The organism is Rhodoferax ferrireducens, from assembly GCF_031458075.1.
GTDB classification, from domain to species: Bacteria; Pseudomonadota; Gammaproteobacteria; order Burkholderiales; family Burkholderiaceae_C; genus Rhodoferax_B; species Rhodoferax_B ferrireducens_A.
In genome coordinates this window covers 113,100-128,971 of the sequence record NZ_JAVDXT010000005.1, presented here as the reverse complement: position 1 = coordinate 128,971, position 15,872 = coordinate 113,100, and the positions used below count along the sequence as shown (strand labels likewise).

14 protein-coding genes are annotated in these 15,872 nt (G+C 62.1%); 3 read left to right on the top strand and 11 right to left on the bottom strand.

What is annotated here, in order from left to right; all coding sequences use genetic code 11:
• Positions 1 to 20: 20 nt before the first annotated feature.
• The 4 genes from acnA to J2X19_RS21605 all read right to left on the bottom strand — a co-directional run bounded on the left by acnA (position 21) and on the right by J2X19_RS21605 (position 6,014).
• Complete coding sequence (acnA, locus tag J2X19_RS21620; RefSeq protein ID WP_116606860.1) at positions 21 to 2,768, bottom strand: aconitate hydratase AcnA; 2,748 nt, start codon at positions 2,766 to 2,768, stop codon at positions 21 to 23.
• A gap of 77 nt (positions 2,769 to 2,845) precedes the next feature.
• Entirely contained in the window at positions 2,846 to 4,990 is a 2,145-nt protein-coding gene (locus J2X19_RS21615) for a protein-disulfide reductase DsbD family protein (protein WP_310376413.1), read from the bottom strand.
• A 54-nt stretch (positions 4,991 to 5,044) separates the two neighbouring features.
• Positions 5,045 to 5,356: a DUF167 domain-containing protein gene (locus tag J2X19_RS21610; protein WP_116606861.1), complete on the bottom strand. Its 312-nt coding sequence runs from the start codon at positions 5,354 to 5,356 to the stop codon at positions 5,045 to 5,047.
• A 19-nt stretch (positions 5,357 to 5,375) separates the two neighbouring features.
• Positions 5,376 to 6,014 (bottom strand): LysE family translocator, encoded by a 639-nt coding sequence (locus tag J2X19_RS21605; RefSeq protein WP_116606862.1) that lies wholly within the window; start codon positions 6,012 to 6,014, stop codon positions 5,376 to 5,378.
• Positions 6,015 to 6,267: 253 nt separating this feature from the next.
• On the opposite strand from J2X19_RS21605, the gene J2X19_RS21600 reads away from it, so the two are divergent.
• Positions 6,268 to 6,861, top strand: coding sequence for a CBS domain-containing protein (locus tag J2X19_RS21600; RefSeq protein WP_165830840.1), 594 nt, complete (start codon positions 6,268 to 6,270; stop codon positions 6,859 to 6,861).
• A 142-nt stretch (positions 6,862 to 7,003) separates the two neighbouring features.
• Here J2X19_RS21600 and J2X19_RS21595 read toward each other — a convergent pair whose 3' ends face one another.
• Positions 7,004 to 7,876 (bottom strand): MurR/RpiR family transcriptional regulator, encoded by an 873-nt coding sequence (locus J2X19_RS21595; RefSeq protein ID WP_310376408.1) that lies wholly within the window; start codon positions 7,874 to 7,876, stop codon positions 7,004 to 7,006.
• 29 nt (positions 7,877 to 7,905) lie between these two features.
• Between J2X19_RS21595 and J2X19_RS21590 the strand changes: the two genes are divergently transcribed.
• Positions 7,906 to 8,958, top strand: coding sequence for a LacI family DNA-binding transcriptional regulator (locus tag J2X19_RS21590; RefSeq protein WP_310376404.1), 1,053 nt, complete (start codon positions 7,906 to 7,908; stop codon positions 8,956 to 8,958).
• A gap of 33 nt (positions 8,959 to 8,991) precedes the next feature.
• Here J2X19_RS21590 and iolG read toward each other — a convergent pair whose 3' ends face one another.
• The 6 genes from iolG to J2X19_RS21560 all read right to left on the bottom strand — a co-directional run bounded on the left by iolG (position 8,992) and on the right by J2X19_RS21560 (position 14,773).
• Positions 8,992 to 10,002, bottom strand: coding sequence for an inositol 2-dehydrogenase (gene iolG / locus J2X19_RS21585; RefSeq protein ID WP_310376402.1), 1,011 nt, complete (start codon positions 10,000 to 10,002; stop codon positions 8,992 to 8,994).
• A 56-nt stretch (positions 10,003 to 10,058) separates the two neighbouring features.
• Entirely contained in the window at positions 10,059 to 10,841 is a 783-nt protein-coding gene (locus J2X19_RS21580) for a TIM barrel protein (RefSeq protein ID WP_310376401.1), read from the bottom strand.
• Between the two features lie 69 nt (positions 10,842 to 10,910).
• Entirely contained in the window at positions 10,911 to 11,699 is a 789-nt protein-coding gene (locus J2X19_RS21575; protein ID WP_310376399.1) for an ATP-binding cassette domain-containing protein, read from the bottom strand.
• Position 11,700: 1 nt separating this feature from the next.
• Entirely contained in the window at positions 11,701 to 12,807 is a 1,107-nt protein-coding gene (locus tag J2X19_RS21570; RefSeq protein ID WP_310376397.1) for an ABC transporter permease, read from the bottom strand.
• Positions 12,808 to 12,887: 80 nt separating this feature from the next.
• Positions 12,888 to 13,820, bottom strand: coding sequence for a sugar ABC transporter substrate-binding protein (locus J2X19_RS21565; RefSeq protein WP_310376395.1), 933 nt, complete (start codon positions 13,818 to 13,820; stop codon positions 12,888 to 12,890).
• A gap of 548 nt (positions 13,821 to 14,368) precedes the next feature.
• Positions 14,369 to 14,773 (bottom strand): RidA family protein, encoded by a 405-nt coding sequence (locus tag J2X19_RS21560; protein ID WP_310376393.1) that lies wholly within the window; start codon positions 14,771 to 14,773, stop codon positions 14,369 to 14,371.
• Positions 14,774 to 14,916: 143 nt separating this feature from the next.
• Between J2X19_RS21560 and J2X19_RS21555 the strand changes: the two genes are divergently transcribed.
• The gene (locus tag J2X19_RS21555) at positions 14,917 to 15,843 is read left to right on the top strand and encodes a LysR family transcriptional regulator (protein ID WP_310376391.1); all 927 of its coding nucleotides are present in this window, start codon (positions 14,917 to 14,919) and stop codon (positions 15,841 to 15,843) included.
• Positions 15,844 to 15,872: the final 29 nt, after the last annotated feature.

The following is a 15,872-nucleotide window of genomic DNA, read 5'->3' as shown; positions in this document are numbered from 1 at the left end:
CTGCCCCGCAGGCCTCGGGCTTATTCCGCCAGCAGCTGGCGCAGCACAAACGGCAGGATGCCGCCATGCTGGTAGTAGTCGACCTCGATGGGCGTGTCGATGCGCAGGCGTACAGTGATTTGCTGGTAGCTGCCGTCCACCCGGTGCACTACCAGGGCCACGTCCATCTGCGGCTGCAGGGCGCCACCCACCACCACGTCTATGGTTTCGTCGCCGCGCAGGCCCAGGCTTTGCCAGCTTTCGGTGCCCAGAAACTGCAGCGGCAGCACACCCATGCCGACCAGGTTGGCGCGGTGGATGCGCTCGAAGCTGCGCGCCACCACGGCCTTGATGCCCAGCAGCTGCGTGCCCTTGGCCGCCCAGTCGCGCGACGAGCCGGTGCCGTATTCCTCGCCGCCGAACACCACTGTGGGCACGCCATCGGCCATGTATTTTTGCGCTGCGTCATAGATGGGCATCTTCTCGGCTGCACCCTGGCGCGGGTGGTATAGCGTGAGGCCGCCTTCTTCCTGCGAGCCGTTGGCGTCCAGCGGCAGCATCAGGTTCTTGATGCGCACATTGGCAAAGGTGCCGCGCACCATTACATCGTGGTTGCCGCGGCGCGAGCCATAGCTGTTGAAGTCGGCCTTGGGCACGCCGTTGGCCAGCAGCCATTGCCCGGCCGGCGATTTCTCGGCGATCGAGCCGGCCGGCGAAATGTGGTCTGTGGTGATGGAGTCGCCGAACAGCGCCATGGTGCGCGCACCAGTAAAGCCCGGATTCGCTGCCGCCGGCTGTAGATGGAAGTTGCCGAAGAACGGCGGCTCGGCGATGTAGGTGGAGGCAGGCCAGTCGTAGACCTGGCCGGTGGTGCCGTGGATATTGCTCCACAGCTCGCCGGGCTCGGTCTTCACCTTGTCGTAGTTGCTGCGGAAGGCCTGCGCGTCCATCGCATAGGCCAGGTTCTCGTCGATCTCGGCCATGCTGGGCCAGATGTCGGCCAGGAACACCGGCTTGCCGTTCGTGCCCTTGCCCAGCGGCTGGGTGGTGAGGTCGTTCATCACATTGCCGGCAATCGCATAGGCCACGACCAGCGGCGGTGAGGCCAGGAAGTTGGCCTTCAGGTTCGGATGGATGCGCGCCTCGAAGTTGCGGTTGCCCGACAGCACGGCCGCGCAGACCAGCTGGTTGCTGCTGATGGCGGCGTTGATCTCGGGCGACAGGTCTCCCGCATTGCCGATGCAGGTGGTGCAGCCATAGCCGGCCAGGTAAAAGCCCAACTGCTCCAGATAGGTCAGCAGGCCGGCTTTCTGCAAATATTCGGTGACGATGCGCGAGCCCGGCGCCAGCGATGTCTTGATGTGCGGCTGCACCGCCAGGCCGGCCTCCACCGCCTTCTTGGCCAGCAGGCCAGCGGCCAGCATCACGCTGGGGTTGGAGGTATTGGTGCAGGAGGTGATGGCGGCAATCAGTACGTCGCCGTTGCCGATGGTGGTGTCGCCGGCCGACGGCAGCGGGTGCCGCACCGCCAGGGTGCTGGCCGGCTGGTTGAAGCCATTGGCCTCGTTGGGCTTGCTGTACAGGTCGGCAAAGGTGCTGGCCAGCTTGCCCAGGTCGATGCGGTCCTGCGGACGCTTGGGGCCGGCCACGCTGGGCGTGACGCTAGCCAGGTCGAGGCGCACGGTCTTGGTGTAGTCGATGTCGCCGGGGTTGGGCATGCCGAACAAGCCCTGGGCCTTGTAATAGGCCTCGAAACGCTCGATCTCCTCGGCGGTGCGACCGGTACTGCGGAAGTAGGCAATGGTCTTGTCGTCCACCGGGAAGAAGCCCATGGTGGCACCGTACTCGGGCGCCATATTGCCGATGGTGGCGCGGTCCGGCACCGGGATGGACGCCGCGCCGGGGCCGAAGAATTCGACGAACTTGCCCACCACCTTTTCGGCGCGCAGGATGTTGGTCACAAACAGCACCAGGTCGGTGGCGGTCACGCCCTCGCGCAGCGTGCCGGTCAGCTCGAAGCCCACCACGTCGGGGGTCAGCATGTAGACCGGCTGGCCCAGCATGGCCGCCTCGGCCTCGATGCCGCCCACGCCCCAGCCGACCACGCCGACGCCGTTGATCATGGTGGTGTGGCTGTCGGTGCCGACCAGCGAATCCGGGTAGTACACCGGGCTGGCGCTCTGATCTTGCGGGCTCTTGTAGACGCCGCGCGCAAAGTATTCCAAGTTGACCTGGTGCACGATGCCGAAGCCGGGCGGCACCACGCGGAAGGTGTCAAAGGCCTGCATGCCCCATTGCATGAACTGGTAGCGCTCGTAGTTGCGCTGGAACTCCAGCCGCATGTTCAGGTCCAGCGCCTGGGGCGTGCCGTAGTAGTCGACCATCACCGAGTGGTCAACCACCAGGTCCACTGGCACCAGCGGCTCGATGGTTTTGGGGCTCTTGCCCAGTGCAGCGGCCACGCTGCGCATGGCGGCCAGGTCGGCCAGCAGCGGGATGCCGGTGAAGTCCTGCAACACCACGCGGGTCACGACGAAGGGGATCTCTTCGGTGCGCTCGGCATTCGGCAGCCAGTGCGCGAGCTGCTCCACATGCTGGGGCGCCACCTTCTTGCCGTCGCAATTGCGCAGCACCGATTCGAGCACGATGCGTATCGATACCGGCAGGCGCTGGATGGTCGGGTATTGCTGGGCCAGCAGGGGCAGGGACCAGTACTGGCCGGAAGCACCGCTGGGGGTGCTGAAACTTTGCAGGGTGCTGGCAAACGCATGGGGCGTAGGGGCTGGCATGGCGATACTCCTTTGGTTGCCTGCAAAGATAGCAGGCTTCGATGAACCTGGCTGTCAGTGGGGGTGCCGTCTATTTACTACAGCTTGGCGATAGCCGCCCGCAGGTCGTCCACGTTCAATACTTCAGACAGCACCTGCGGCGCGCTGCCGGCCTTGTACAGCACGTACACCGGCACGCCATTGCGGCCCAACTGGCCCAGCGCGGCGGTGATGGCCGGGTCGCGCCGGGTCCAGTCGGCGCGCAGCAGCTGCACGTTTTTCGCATCCAGGTCGGCCAGCACGGCGGTGTTCGACAGCGTGGTCTTCTTGTTGTACTGGCAGGTCACGCACCAGGCGGCTGTGAAGTCCACCATCACCGGCTGGCCGGTGGCCAGGGTCTGCTCGACCCGTCCCGGCTCCCAGGGCTGCCAGCGTTCGCCAGCGGCCACCGCGTTGGCTGGTGGTGCATTTTTGATGATATTTGGGCCTGCAGCGCTGATAACACCTACGATGGCAGCTATCGAAAGTGTAGCAGCCACGAGCCGCGTGCGCCCTGCCAGCCCCAGCGCCCACAGCACGGCTGCCACCGCTACCAGCAGCACCAGCAGGCTGCCGGCCCCGTCAATGCCGCTCTGCTGGCCCAGCACCCAGACCAGCCAGGCGACCGTGGCGAACATCGGGAACGCCATCAGCTGGCGGAAGGTCGCCATCCAGGCGCCGGGCCGCGGCAGCAGCCGGGCCAGGCCGGGGCTCAGGCTGGCCGCCAGGTAGGGCAGGGCCATGCCCAGGCCCATCACCGCGAAGATCGGCAGCGCCTGTGCGGCCGGCAGGCCGACGGCCAGGCCCAGCGAAGCCCCCATGAAGGGCGCGGTACACGGCGAGGCCACGGCCACCGCCAGCACGCCGGACAAGAACGCGTTCAGCGCCGGGTTGCGCGCCTGCAGCGTGGCCAGGCGGCTGGGCAGGAACTGGCCGAACTCGAACAGCCCCGCCAGGTTCAGCCCGACCACGGTGAACAGCACGGCCAGCGCCGCCACTACCACTGGCGACTGCAGCTGGAAGCCCCAGCCCAGTTGCTCTCCGGCGGCGCGCAGGCCCAGCATCAGCGCGCCCAGCGCCAGAAAGGACGCGATGGCGCCCGCGCTATAGGCCAGGCCATCGACGCGGTGGGCGCGGCGGTCACCCGCATGCTGGGCAAAGCCCATCAGCTTGATGGCCAGTACCGGGAACACGCAGGGCATCAGGTTCAGGATCAGCCCGCCCAGCAGCGCGCCGAGCAGGGCTGCGGCCCAGCTGAGGCTGGGCGCGGCGGGGATCTGGGCGGCTGAGCTGTTGGCCCGCAGCGCCGCCTCCAGCGCCGGGGTAATGGTGGGCGCGGCCACCGCCTGCGGCCAGCTGCCTCGCACATCCGCTTCGGTGCGGTAGCCCTGGCGTTGCCCGTCCTGCTCGGCCACCAGCACCAGGGGCATCTGTGCAGGGCTTTGGCTGCGCATGGCGGTCAGCGTGGCGGTGGCGGTCCAGGTCGGGCCGGTCCAGCTTTGGCGGATGTCGACCGCGGGGGCGGTGATTTCCGGGGTTTCCGGGAACAGCTCCAGGGTCTTGCCGCGCAAGGCCGCAGGCAGGTCGGCCACCGTGAGCTGCAGTTCAGCGCCCTGCACCTCGATCTTGCTGCGCGCCGCCAGCGGCTGCGGTTGCGCGGCCAGGCTGGCGTCGAAGGCTGCGCCGTTGAGGGCCGTGGTGCTCTTTACCGGCACTTTGAGTGTGAAGTCGCCCTCTTCAGGAATGCATTCCTTGCGGCAGACCAGCCAGACTGCGTGCAGCTTGACCTCCAGCTCGCTGGCCAGCAGGGAGGGCTTGAAGTCGGGCGAGATGCTCAGCGGCACCGGCAGCAGCACCGTGCCCTCGTAGCCGTAGTTGGCCAGGTTGCCGATGGGGATCTTGCGCGGCAGCGGCCAGGCGATGTCGCCCGCCGTCACGCCGGCTGGCAGAGTCCACTGCAGCACGGTCGGCAGGCCGGAGTCGCCGGAGTTCTTCCAGTAGGTATGCCATTCGGGCTGGTGGGTGATTTGCAGCCCTACCCACACCGGCTGGCCGGGCACCACGCCCTGCGGCGCATGCGCCAGCAGCTCGGCGCGCACCTGCGGCGTGGTGACTACCGATTTAGGGGTGTTTTGGGCGCTGGCGCTTATGGATGCTGCGCTGGCAGCTATTAAAAACAGAGCGTATAGAAAGCGGTGCAGCATGGTGGGGCCAGAGTATGCCGGGTGGGAGCGGTTGGCAGGTGGCAAAGTTCCAGCTCAGGGGCTGGTGAACACCGGCGGCAGCTTCTTCGGCGCCTTGATGCGCAGCTGCTTGTGGATGCTTTCCTGGCCGAATACCACCTCGATATCGGCCACCGCCACGCCAAACAGCGGCGCCAGGAAGCGCACCATGTGGTCGGTCGCCTTGCCATTCTTCGGCGTGGCGGTGACGCTGACCTTCAGCTGCGTGCCCATGGGCTTGGCGATGGCATCGCAGCAGGCCGAGGGCTTGCCCAGGATGTTGACGATCAGCACATCGCCATCCCAGGCAAAAAACGAGTCGCCGGTGGCGTTGCGCGGTGCGGCCATCAGTTTGGTTGGGTTCGGGTCAGTTCGGGTTTTTGAGCCGCAGCAGGCCCAGACCCAGCAGGCCGAAGGCACCGCCAGTCACGCGGTTGAACAGCCGGGCCCGGCTTTGGGTGGAGAACCAGCCCTGCAAGCGCGTGGCCAGCAGCGAATACACCAGGTGCGAAGTCAAGGCGCAGGCGGTGAACACGCTGGTCAGTTCCAGGAACTGCGGCAGCATGGGCGCGTCCAGGTGCAGGAACTGCGGAAACAGCGCGGTGAAGAACAAAATGCTCTTGGGGTTGGTCAGCGACACCAGCAGGCCCTGGCGGGCCAGCGCCAAGCGGGATTTGTCTGGCTGCGCCTCAGCCTGGGCGGCCTTGCTGAACACCGAGCCGGGGTTGGTCCACTGGCGGTAGCCCAGGTACATCAGGTACAGCGCGCCCGCAGTCTTCAGCCCCGCAAACAACCAGGCCGAGGTATGCAGCAAGGTGCCCAGCCCCGCCATGGCAATGCCGGACACCACAAACACCCCGATCGCGCTGCCCACCGAGCTGCCGAGCAGCGTCTTGCGCAGGCCCCAGGCCATGGTGTTGGACATCGCCAGCAGCACGGCAGGGCCGGGGGTGAAGGCGGTCACCAGGGAAATGGTGATGAACAGGAGCCAGGCGGAGGTGGTCATGGTGCGGAGTCGAGCGGGTGGTCGGGTAGGGCATTGAATCTACCCGATCCGGCCGTATGCGACGCGCCGGAGCGGCAAAAACCAGTGTTTTTCGGGTGGATTGCAAAGCGCCGGTAAAGTCAGGGTTAACCCTAGTAAAGCCGCTTGTGGCCCGGGTGGGGCAGGCCTATAACCGAAACCGTCGCAGCACCGGTTTGCACCCCTTGCGACTGGCCCCGGTTCGGGGTCCAGGGTGCGGCTTTGAAAGGCAACCATGTCAGACGGCTCCCTCCCCACCTTCCGCTTCCCCGCAGGCACGCACATCGTCCAGGTCCAGCCGCCGCAGCATGGCCCGGTGACCCTGGATTCGCCGGCCATGGCGGTGTTTACCGACCTGGCACAGATCCGCGCCGCCACGGTGCAGCCACAAACCTCGCTGGACCAGGCCGAGCTGAAGATGATCTACCAGGGCGTGCGCCTGCTGTTCGTGGTGTCCGACATGCCGTCGGTGGACGGCATCCTGACCGCTGCCGACATCGCCGGCGACAAGCCCATGCGCCTGGTGCACCAGCGCCAGGTCAAGCACCAGGACCTGACCGCCGCCGATGTGATGACCCCGCTGGCCGACATCGACGCCATCACCTTCGCCGCGCTGCAGCGCGCCACGGTGGCCGAGGTGGTCGCCACGCTGACCCAGCGCGGCCGTCCGCATCTGCTGGTGATCGACTCCGACACCGCTGACCGCGCCCCGCGCATCCGCGGCCTGGTGTCGCAAACCCAGGTCGAGCGCCAGCTGGGCCAGCAGTTACCGTTGACAGCGATGGCGCAGACGTTTTCGGAGCTGGAGCAGGTGCTGGCGGGGCATTGACAACGGACCCAGGGCATATAGGTCGGTTCAGAGCTGGCCCTGGCGCACCAGCCACGCACCACCACAGGCGGCTAGGGCTATCGCGGTCGGCCATGGCATGCAATGCAGCGGCAGCTGTCCCCCGCAAAAGCTTCCCCGCCTGCTACTCAAGCAAGGATGCGCACAGAGCATTTGTCAATGCGATGCTTGCAAGCGCCAGGTGCTCTGGACAAGTCGCATAGGAGAAAAGCCCCAAATGTGACATGACATGGCTTGAAAAAGCGGAGGATGGCAAGGCCGTGATGCGCACAAATTTCGTCATCGCAGTGGGCAACACCTTGTCGTGATCCGCCGATCTGCCGTCCAGCCCGATATCGATGTCAAACAGGACGTCCACCGCTGCAGTGAATTCACCTTGCAAATACTGCTTTTCACTGAGAACCACGGTGGGTCTGTTCAGGCGATTTAAAAGCGACTCAAGATGCATGGCGATGGGGTGGTCATCAGCCGATCGTGCGAGTAGCCCAATGAGGCTGGCCGCCCTGGTCCAGCGCAAAGCTTGCTGAAATGAGGGGGTCGCCACCAGGTCTTTCAGGGCAAGCGCGCCGGAGGATGCGACATCCAACTCCCACAGTGCGGCATGCATTCCCTGCGGTCTGCGTTGCATATGTACATCGTGCGTAGATGGGGAGCTTGGCATGGGTTCTTGCAAAAACGCCAGTTTGAAATCTTTGAAGCCTTCGTAGCCATACCGCTTTGCGAATCTCACCACCGACGCCTCAATGTTGTCGGTCTGGTGGGCTAATTCCCGAATGCGCATGCGATGCAATGCATGCGCATTTTTTAAGCAGAAATCCGCCAGACTTCGCATCTTCGGACTCAATCGCTCTCTGTCTCTATGGATTACGCTGAGGAGCTCCGAACCCTGTTTGCGTTCTTTCGAAGCTCCGTCTTGCATCCGCTTTGCGCCTGCCCGCAATTTGGATGTGCAAGCGTCACCTGTGCTGTATCCTTCGTGAAGTGCAACCGGTTGCATAGCTGGTTCTCTCTTGTTAGCGCATGCATATGAAATCAAAAATCCTTTTGGAAACTTCTAAATCTGTACGCGAACCGCAGGGTAAAAAGGTCACTGCCAAGGACGTGGCTGAGCGAGCAGGTGTTTCCAAGTGGACGGTTTCGCGGGCTTTTACCGATGGCGCTTCGATAGCGCCGGACGTCAAAAAAACGGTCCGGGAAATCGCCGCAGAGATGGGGTACACCCCCAACCTGCTGGCCCGCAGCCTCTCGACGCGAAGCACGCAACTGATTGCCCTGGTGGTGGATGAACTCGGCAATCCGAACCAGTTGCGCACCCTGGATGTGACCACCCGCCAGTTGCAGGCCAAGGGCTACAGCACCTTGTTGCTCAATATCAGTCCCGAATACAGTCCCGCCACCGCGCTGCGCTTGGCCGACCAATTTCAGGTCGACGGCATTATCTTTCTGGGCACCACGCTCAAACACGAGCTGATCCAGTTCGCTCAGCAGGTCAAGCACATTCCACTGGTCGTCATTCTTCGCAACAGTGGCGAGGCCGACATTCCTTACGTAAGTACGGACGGTTATGCCGCTGGCGCCGAGATTGCGGATCTGTTTCTTGCGCAGGGGTACAGCCGGATTGGCTACATGGCCGGTCCGCTGTCGGAGCGGACCGAACTGCGGCGCTTGGAAGGATTTCGCGATCGATTGAAAGAAAGAGGAATTGACCTGGCGACCGTGATGGAAGCCGCCCATTACCGGCGTGAAGAAGGAATGCAGGCCTTGCTTCGCTACATGGAGGCCACACCCAGGGCCGGCCGCCTGGAAGCGATCTTCTGCGAAAACGACATCCTGGCAATTGGCGCGATGGACGCTTTGGTTCTTAGCAACGCGCAAAATAAGATTGCCATCGTTGGCTTTGATGACATCGAACTGGCCAACGCGCCGAGCTACCAACTGACGACGTTTCGCCAGCCCATCGAATATCTGGTGGGGGAGGCTATCCTCCGCATCGTCGACCCGGAAATGGTCGGCCGCCCGTCTCTGATGGCCCCCGGTACGCTGGTGATTCGTGCATCGCATCGCCGCACCCCTTGGTAGATTTGTAAAGAGATGCAGCGTTAATCAGCAAGCTCAGGCTGCGACAGGACGTCCGTCCTTGAGCTGCACTGTCCGGCCCGTTTTCCAGGACAGCGTTGCTGCCTCTGCCACGGCCAGGGCATTTACGCCGTCTTGCAGAGTAACGGGATAGTTGGAGCCCGCTTCCACTGCGTCGACGAAGGCACGCCACTCTGCCTCATAGGCTTTCATGTAGCGTTCGAGGAAGAAGTATTCAGGCTTGGCGCTGAGTGCGCCTGCGGTTGTGATCTTGGCCACTGTGTTTTCCAGCACATTCCCAGCGGACAGCAGCCCGGTAGCACCCAGTAGCTCTACCCGTTGGTCGTAGCCATACACAGCTCGGCGGCTATTCTTGATGACTGCAATACGGCCATCTGCAAAATGCAGCGTGATGACAGCGGTGTCCACGTCCCCTGCGGCGCCAATGGCGGGATCCACGATGCTGGATCCGATGGCGGTCACCGATGCGGGCGCACCACCAAAAATCCAGCACGCCATATCGAAATCATGGATGGCCATATCCCGAAACAGCCCGCCGGAAACGTTGATGTAGCTTACGGGCGGAGGGGAGGGGTCAAACGATGTCACCGACAGCAACTCGCCCTTGCCAATTTCACCGGCATCAAAAGCGCGTTTGAGTGCCGCAAAGTTAGGGTCAAAGCGGCGGTTAAAGCCAACCATGACCGGACGGCCCGCCTTGGCAGCGATGGCCTGGCAGGCCAGCGCGCGCTCCAGATTCAGGTCTACCGGCTTTTCGCACAGCACGGCTTTGCCCGCCGCAACAGCCGCTTCGATGAATCCGGAATGGGTGTCGGTGGACGTTGCAATCAGAACGGCATCGATGCTGCTGTCCGCAAGAATTTCTTGCGAAGACTTGGCAGTGGCACCGCAAGTTGCAGCCAGTTGGCGTGCCGCTTCTTCATTGACATCCGATACGGCAACCAACTGGCTGCGCGAATCGGCAACGATGCTCTTGGCGTGAACCTTGCCGATACGACCGGCGCCAAGCAGACCAACTTTAATCATGGGTAACTCCTGAAAATGACTGTGTTGAAGGGAAATAGAAGCGTTAAGGGTGTGGACTACAACGTGAAGGCCGACTTGAATGCCTGCAGAGCCGCTTCCGGATCACCGGAGGCAAAAGCCTCCATGCCGACGGGGCCGCGGTAGCCCATGGCGAACAGTGCGCGGGCAACGCCGGCGTAGTTGATTTCGCCGGTGCCGGGCTCCATGCGACCAGGTACATCCGCCACTTGCACCTCGCCAATCCAGGGCAGGCAGCTGCGGCACAGTTCGATCAAGTTGCCTTCGCCGATTTGCGCGTGGTACAGATCCAGATTGAGGCGCAGGCGTGGATGGTTCACGGCTGAGACCAATGCCAGTGTGTCCTCTGCCCGCCCGAAGGGAGCACCGGGGTGGTCCACTGGCAGATTGAGGTTCTCCAGCGTGAAGGTAACGCCTTCCTCATCCGCCATATCGGCAATGCGGGCCAGGGTGTCGCGGGCCTTCAGCCACATGGAGCCAGTGATGACTTCGCAGGGAGTGACGGGCAAACCGCCCTCGCCCAAGCCTGTGCCGTGCAGGTTCAGCCGTGCCACGCCCAAGCGCTTGCCGACCTGCGCAGTTTCGCGTGCCGTGCGCAGCAGTTCAGCCGCCCCCTCATCGTCCGTAAGACGCCCGCGCAGATAGCCATTCATGATGGAGAAGGTCGCGCCCGATTTCTCCAGCATGACCAGATCATGGTCGGGCCAGTTCCACAGGCCCACCTGGAAGCCCAGCTCGGTGAGGCGTTTGACACGCCACTCCATGGGTTTGTCGCGCCAGAGCATTTCGGCGCAGGCTGCAAGTTGAAAAGCTTGATTCATAAGTTTTGATTCCACTACGCGACCATCGTTGACCCTGGTGGCTTGGGTTGTATTTCTCTTGTTGATCTATCAGACGGTGCCGCCCAGTGAGCCTTCCAGCGTGGCAAGTTCCTGCCCGCCCGCCATCAGGTCCTGTAGCTGCTCGGCCGTGATGTCGCCGCGTGCAGCCGTGCCCAGGGTCGTACCCCGATTCAGCACAGTGAAACGGTTGCCCACGGCCATGGCGTGACGCACGTTATGGGTGATGAAGATGACGCCCACACCCAGCTTGCGCACCCGATCAATCGTGGCTAGCACGTTGGCGGTCTGGCGTACCCCCAATGCAGAGGTCGGCTCGTCCAATATCAGAACCTTGGCACCAAAGTAGACCGCGCGGGCAATCGCCACGCATTGACGCTCGCCACCGGACAAGGTGCCGACCGCCTGGTCGGGTTCTCGCAGACGTATGCCCATACGCTGCATTTCGGCCATGGTGACCTCGTTGGCGCGCTTGACGTCGAAGCACTTGAATGGTCCCCAGCCTTTGGTCGGCTCACGTCCCATGAAGAAGTTGCGCGTGACGGACATCAACGGAATCATGGCCAAGTCTTGGAACACAGTGGCAATGCCTGCATTCATGGCTTCACGTGGACTCCGCAGCACGACCTCGCTTCCATTGACCAGCATGGTTCCACGCGAGGGCGCATGCACGCCGGACATGGTCTTGATGAAAGTGGACTTGCCCGCACCGTTGTCTCCCAGCAGACAGTGGCATTCCCCCGCGTTGACACTGAAGGAAACGCCTGAAAGCGCAATAACGTTGCCGAAATGCTTTTCTATGCCCCGCATTTCAACCAAAGGATGTTGTGTATTTGTCATTTCAACGCTCCCCGGTCACGCGCTTGCGGATGATGTTGTTGAATAGCACCGCTACCAGCAGCATCGCGCCAAGAAACACCAGGTACCAGTCCTGGTCAATGCGGGTGTAGGTCAGGCCGATCATGACCATGCCGAAGATGATGGAGCCCAGGAAGGCGCCCACTGCAGAGCCGTATCCGCCGGTCAACAAGCAGCCGCCAATTACCGCTGCGATGATGGCTTCAAACTCCTTCTGAAATCCACGCCGGGCATCCGTGGATCCGCTGTCCAGCACTGTGATGATGGCTACCAAACCTGCACATAGTGCCGCCAGTACAAACAATCCAATCTTGACATTGCGCACGGGCACACCGGAGTTTTTGGCAGCGATGGGATCACCACCTGAAGCGAATATCCAATTACCCAGAGGTGTGCGCAACAGCACCCAGGTTGCCAGTGCCGTGAGCGCCACGAACCAAACAATTTCCACCGGGATGCCTGTAATCATGGCTTCGCCATTCGGAAATTTGGGGATCAGGCCATGCTCACCCATGGTCGTGAATACACCTTCAAAGGCCTTGCCGCTAAAGAACCCCAGCAAGGCACTGCCCTCAACTGCTTCGGTCACGCCGCGCAGTTGGGTAGAACCACCGGTTGCCCATTTCAGGCCCACCAGGCTCAATCCCCGCAAGATGAAAAGCGAAGCCAGTGTCACGATGAAGCTGGGTAAGGCCGTGCTCAGGACAATCCATGCATTCAAGGCGCCGATTGAACCGGCTACCAGCAAAGTCAGCAGAACGGCCACGATCAGCGGAAGCTGGAAGACCACGATAGCAGCCGAAAAGATCAAGCCGCCAAAGGCAATCATCGATCCGATGGACAGGTCAAATTCGCCGCCAATCATCAGCAAGGCGGCACCCAGGGCCAGAATTCCGAGCTGGGCTGCTGGGGTCAGGAAGTTGACCAGGCCAGCGAGGTTAAACATCACCGCATCGGCGGTGGCCATGAAGAACACTGTTACCAGAATCAGGCCGGCCACGGCGCCCAGTTCGGGGCGCCTCATAAGTTGCGAAAAGATAGACGTGTGCTTTAGGCGGTCGTCGGTCTTCTTTAAAGCTGGGGAGTTCATATAGCCTTCAGGGAAGAGATGGACTTCGGGACCCAGAGAACTGCTGCTGCAGCGCCTCCGGGTCTCACGGGGTCTAAGGCTTAGCGAATGCCTTTGGCGGAGAGATCAATCACCTGTGCCGCCTTTTCAGACGTAATCAGGTTGGGGCCGGACGGCACGTTGCCGCCGGGAATCAGTCCAAATTTGGCGTGCAGAGCCAGGAAGCTCACCGGCAGATAGCCCTGCAGGAACTGTTGTTGGTCGATTGCGAAAGCAGCTTCCTTGGCCGCAATCGCCTTCAGGAAACCCGCTGACAAGTCAAAGGTTGCGACATTGATTTTGGCCAGACGTCCTGATTCTTTGGCTGCTGCCAGCGCAGGCTCACCCGCGGTGGATGCGCCCAAGGCCATGATGGTGTCAATCGATGTATCAGAATCCAACGCTGCCTTGACCTTTGAGCGCACTTCGGTCGGGTCATTGCCGGTAGGAACCACCTTGGACTTGCCGCCAAAGCCGTCCGCAAAGCCCTTGCAACGGAGATCTAGCGAAACATTGCCGACTTCCTGGTTCACGCAGATGCCATTTTTGCCGCCCATGGCCTTGAGTTTTTCACCGGCTGACTTGCCTGCGTCGTATTCCGACTGCCCAACGTGCAGCACAGCGCCCAGCTTCTTGGAAGACTCCAGGCCCGAGTTGATGGTGATGACGGGGATGCCGGCTTTCACTGCGCGTTGAATGGCTGGGCCAAGCGCGGACGCGTCAGGCAGGGAAACCACGAGTCCATCGGGTTTCTGGTTCACGGCTGCATCGATCAGCCGGCTCATGGCAACCATGTCAAAGCTCTCGGGCGCACGGTAGGTAACCTTGACGCCAGCGTCCTTGGCCGCGGCTTCGACTCCGTTCTTGACGACAGACCAGAAGGCGTCGTTGGCTTGACCATGGGTAACCACAGCGATGTTTTGCGCGTAAGCAGCACCAAAAGCCAATGCAGCAACGGCAACAGCGGACTTAACGATCTTGCGTGTGAGTTTCATGTTTGCTCCTAATGTTTTTAAGTGAACGAAGCCACTGTTAGCCGAAACCAACTGCGGTGTGAACCACTCCCCGAATGGGAGGCAGGACACTTCTTCTAGACCGATTGATGCACTTTAGGGTGTTTGCAACCGGGTGCAAGAATGATAAGAACGCTTTGCTTATTTTTTCTAGGTGAATACCCCAGTGAAATGAAATTTCTAAATTTCGGAAATGCCTACGCAATTCTCAATCGCAAATTAAGGGCCCCATTCCCTCTGATGCACTGAGATCTGTCCAGCTTAAAAGACGTAGATCGCGATTCCTTCAGCAGTTTTTAACCGCCCAGCAATGGGCAGGAATCAATGACTTTTTCAGAAAACTATTTCCATTGCTTCGGCAACCGGTTGCACGCCAGGGTGGACGCTCAACTCTTGGGGCTGAAGGGAACGCGCTTTTATGTCGGGCGGAAGTGCACTCCGTTGCCACCCACTCTTGGTATCGTCTGGTCACGGCAGGCCAAAACGGTGGCAGTTGATCGGCGCGCATCGTTCCAGTCCCGCCGCTTAATTCAGCCCTCGTCGCTCTCCGGCAGCTTGGCAATCACCTTGATCTCGAAGTCGAAGCCATACAGCCAGGTCACGCCGACACCGGTCAGTGTCGGGTGCGGCGCCTGGCCCCAGTAGTCGGGGAACACCTTCCAGATGGTTTCGAACTTCGACGCCGGGTCGACGATGAAGACGGTGACATCCACCACGTCGTCAAAAGTGCAGCCGGCGGCTTGCAGGATGGCGTTCAGGTTGTCGAAGGCTAGGCGGGTCTGTGCTTCCAGGTCGGGCTCGGGCGAACCGTCTTCGCGGCTGCCGACCTGGCCGGAGACAAACAAAAAGCCGTTGGAGCGCACCGCAGGCGAATAGCGGTTGCGCTCATACAGCGCCTGGCGGCCAGGGGGAAAAACGACGTCACGTGGGCTCATACATATCTTTCATCAAAGGGGCGCAGCCGCCCCGGGGTTCACGGTGCAGCCACTTTAGGGCGCCACGGCTGGCGGATAAACCGGCAAGTCCACCCATCACTGTTTGTAAAATCCAAACAATCGGCAACGTATGGGGAGCAGCGATGGACCGTTTCGATGCCATGCAGGCCTTCGCCCGGGTGGTGGAAACCGGCAGCTTCACCAAGGCGGCCGAGACCCTGCACATGGGCAAGACCAGCGTGACGCAGCTGGTGCAGCAGCTGGAGGCGCGGCTGCGCGTGCGGCTGCTGAACCGCACCACGCGCAAGGTCAACGTCACCGCCGATGGTGCGGCTTATTACGAGCGTGTGCTGCGTATCCTGGCCGATGTGGACGATGCCGAGACCAGCCTGTCCAGCGCCACCGCCTTGCCGCGGGGCCGGCTGCGGGTGGATGTGCCCAGCCCCCTGGCCCGCATGGTGTTGGTGCCGGCATTGCCGGCCTTCCACGCCCAGTACCCCGACATCCAGATCGACATGGGCGTGAGCGACCGCATGGTGGACATGATCGACGAGAACGTGGACTGCGTGGTGCGCGGCGGCGAACTCACCGACCAGTCGCTGGTGGCCCGCCACGTTGGCGACCTGCAGCTCGGCGTGTACGCCGCACCCAGCTACCTGGCGCAGGCTGGTACACCGCTGCACCCGCGGGAGCTGGAGGACACGCAGCACCGTGTGGTCGGCTTCCTGTGGGTGCGCAGCGGCAAGACCTTTCCCTACGCCATGCAGCGCGACGGCGAGAGCCTCACGGTGCAAGGCCGCTACGTGTTCTCGGTGGACGACGGCAATGCCTACCTGGCGGCTGGACTGGCCGGCGTCGGCGTGCTGTGGCTGCCGGACTACATGGCCAAGCCGCATTTGGCGCGCGGCGAGCTGCTGCCGCTGTTCGCGGGCTGGCAGCTGGAGCCTATGCCGCTGTACCTGGCGTTTCCGCCGAATCGGCATGTCAGCAGCAAGCTGCGGGTGTTCATCGACTGGATCGTGGGGCTGATGGAGCAGCATGCGCCCATTGCCGAGCGGCCGGGTGCGTAACCCCAGCACGCGATGGTTTAGGCATTAAA

Bases quoted from the DNA above. Each gene is read 5' to 3' on its own strand.
- acnA (WP_116606860.1), bottom strand. From the start codon at position 2,768: ATGCCAGCCCCTACGCCCCATGCGTTTGCCAGCACCCTGCAAAGTTTC.
- J2X19_RS21615 (WP_310376413.1), bottom strand. From the start codon at position 4,990: ATGCTGCACCGCTTTCTATACGCTCTGTTTTTAATAGCTGCCAGCGCA.
- J2X19_RS21610 (WP_116606861.1), bottom strand. From the start codon at position 5,356: ATGGCCGCACCGCGCAACGCCACCGGCGACTCGTTTTTTGCCTGGGAT.
- J2X19_RS21605 (WP_116606862.1), bottom strand. From the start codon at position 6,014: ATGACCACCTCCGCCTGGCTCCTGTTCATCACCATTTCCCTGGTGACC.
- J2X19_RS21600 (WP_165830840.1), top strand. From the start codon at position 6,268: ATGTCAGACGGCTCCCTCCCCACCTTCCGCTTCCCCGCAGGCACGCAC.
- J2X19_RS21595 (WP_310376408.1), bottom strand. From the start codon at position 7,876: ATGCAACCGGTTGCACTTCACGAAGGATACAGCACAGGTGACGCTTGC.
- J2X19_RS21590 (WP_310376404.1), top strand. From the start codon at position 7,906: ATGAAATCAAAAATCCTTTTGGAAACTTCTAAATCTGTACGCGAACCG.
- iolG (WP_310376402.1), bottom strand. From the start codon at position 10,002: ATGATTAAAGTTGGTCTGCTTGGCGCCGGTCGTATCGGCAAGGTTCAC.
- J2X19_RS21580 (WP_310376401.1), bottom strand. From the start codon at position 10,841: ATGAATCAAGCTTTTCAACTTGCAGCCTGCGCCGAAATGCTCTGGCGC.
- J2X19_RS21575 (WP_310376399.1), bottom strand. From the start codon at position 11,699: ATGACAAATACACAACATCCTTTGGTTGAAATGCGGGGCATAGAAAAG.
- J2X19_RS21570 (WP_310376397.1), bottom strand. From the start codon at position 12,807: ATGAACTCCCCAGCTTTAAAGAAGACCGACGACCGCCTAAAGCACACG.
- J2X19_RS21565 (WP_310376395.1), bottom strand. From the start codon at position 13,820: ATGAAACTCACACGCAAGATCGTTAAGTCCGCTGTTGCCGTTGCTGCA.
- J2X19_RS21560 (WP_310376393.1), bottom strand. From the start codon at position 14,773: ATGAGCCCACGTGACGTCGTTTTTCCCCCTGGCCGCCAGGCGCTGTAT.
- J2X19_RS21555 (WP_310376391.1), top strand. From the start codon at position 14,917: ATGGACCGTTTCGATGCCATGCAGGCCTTCGCCCGGGTGGTGGAAACC.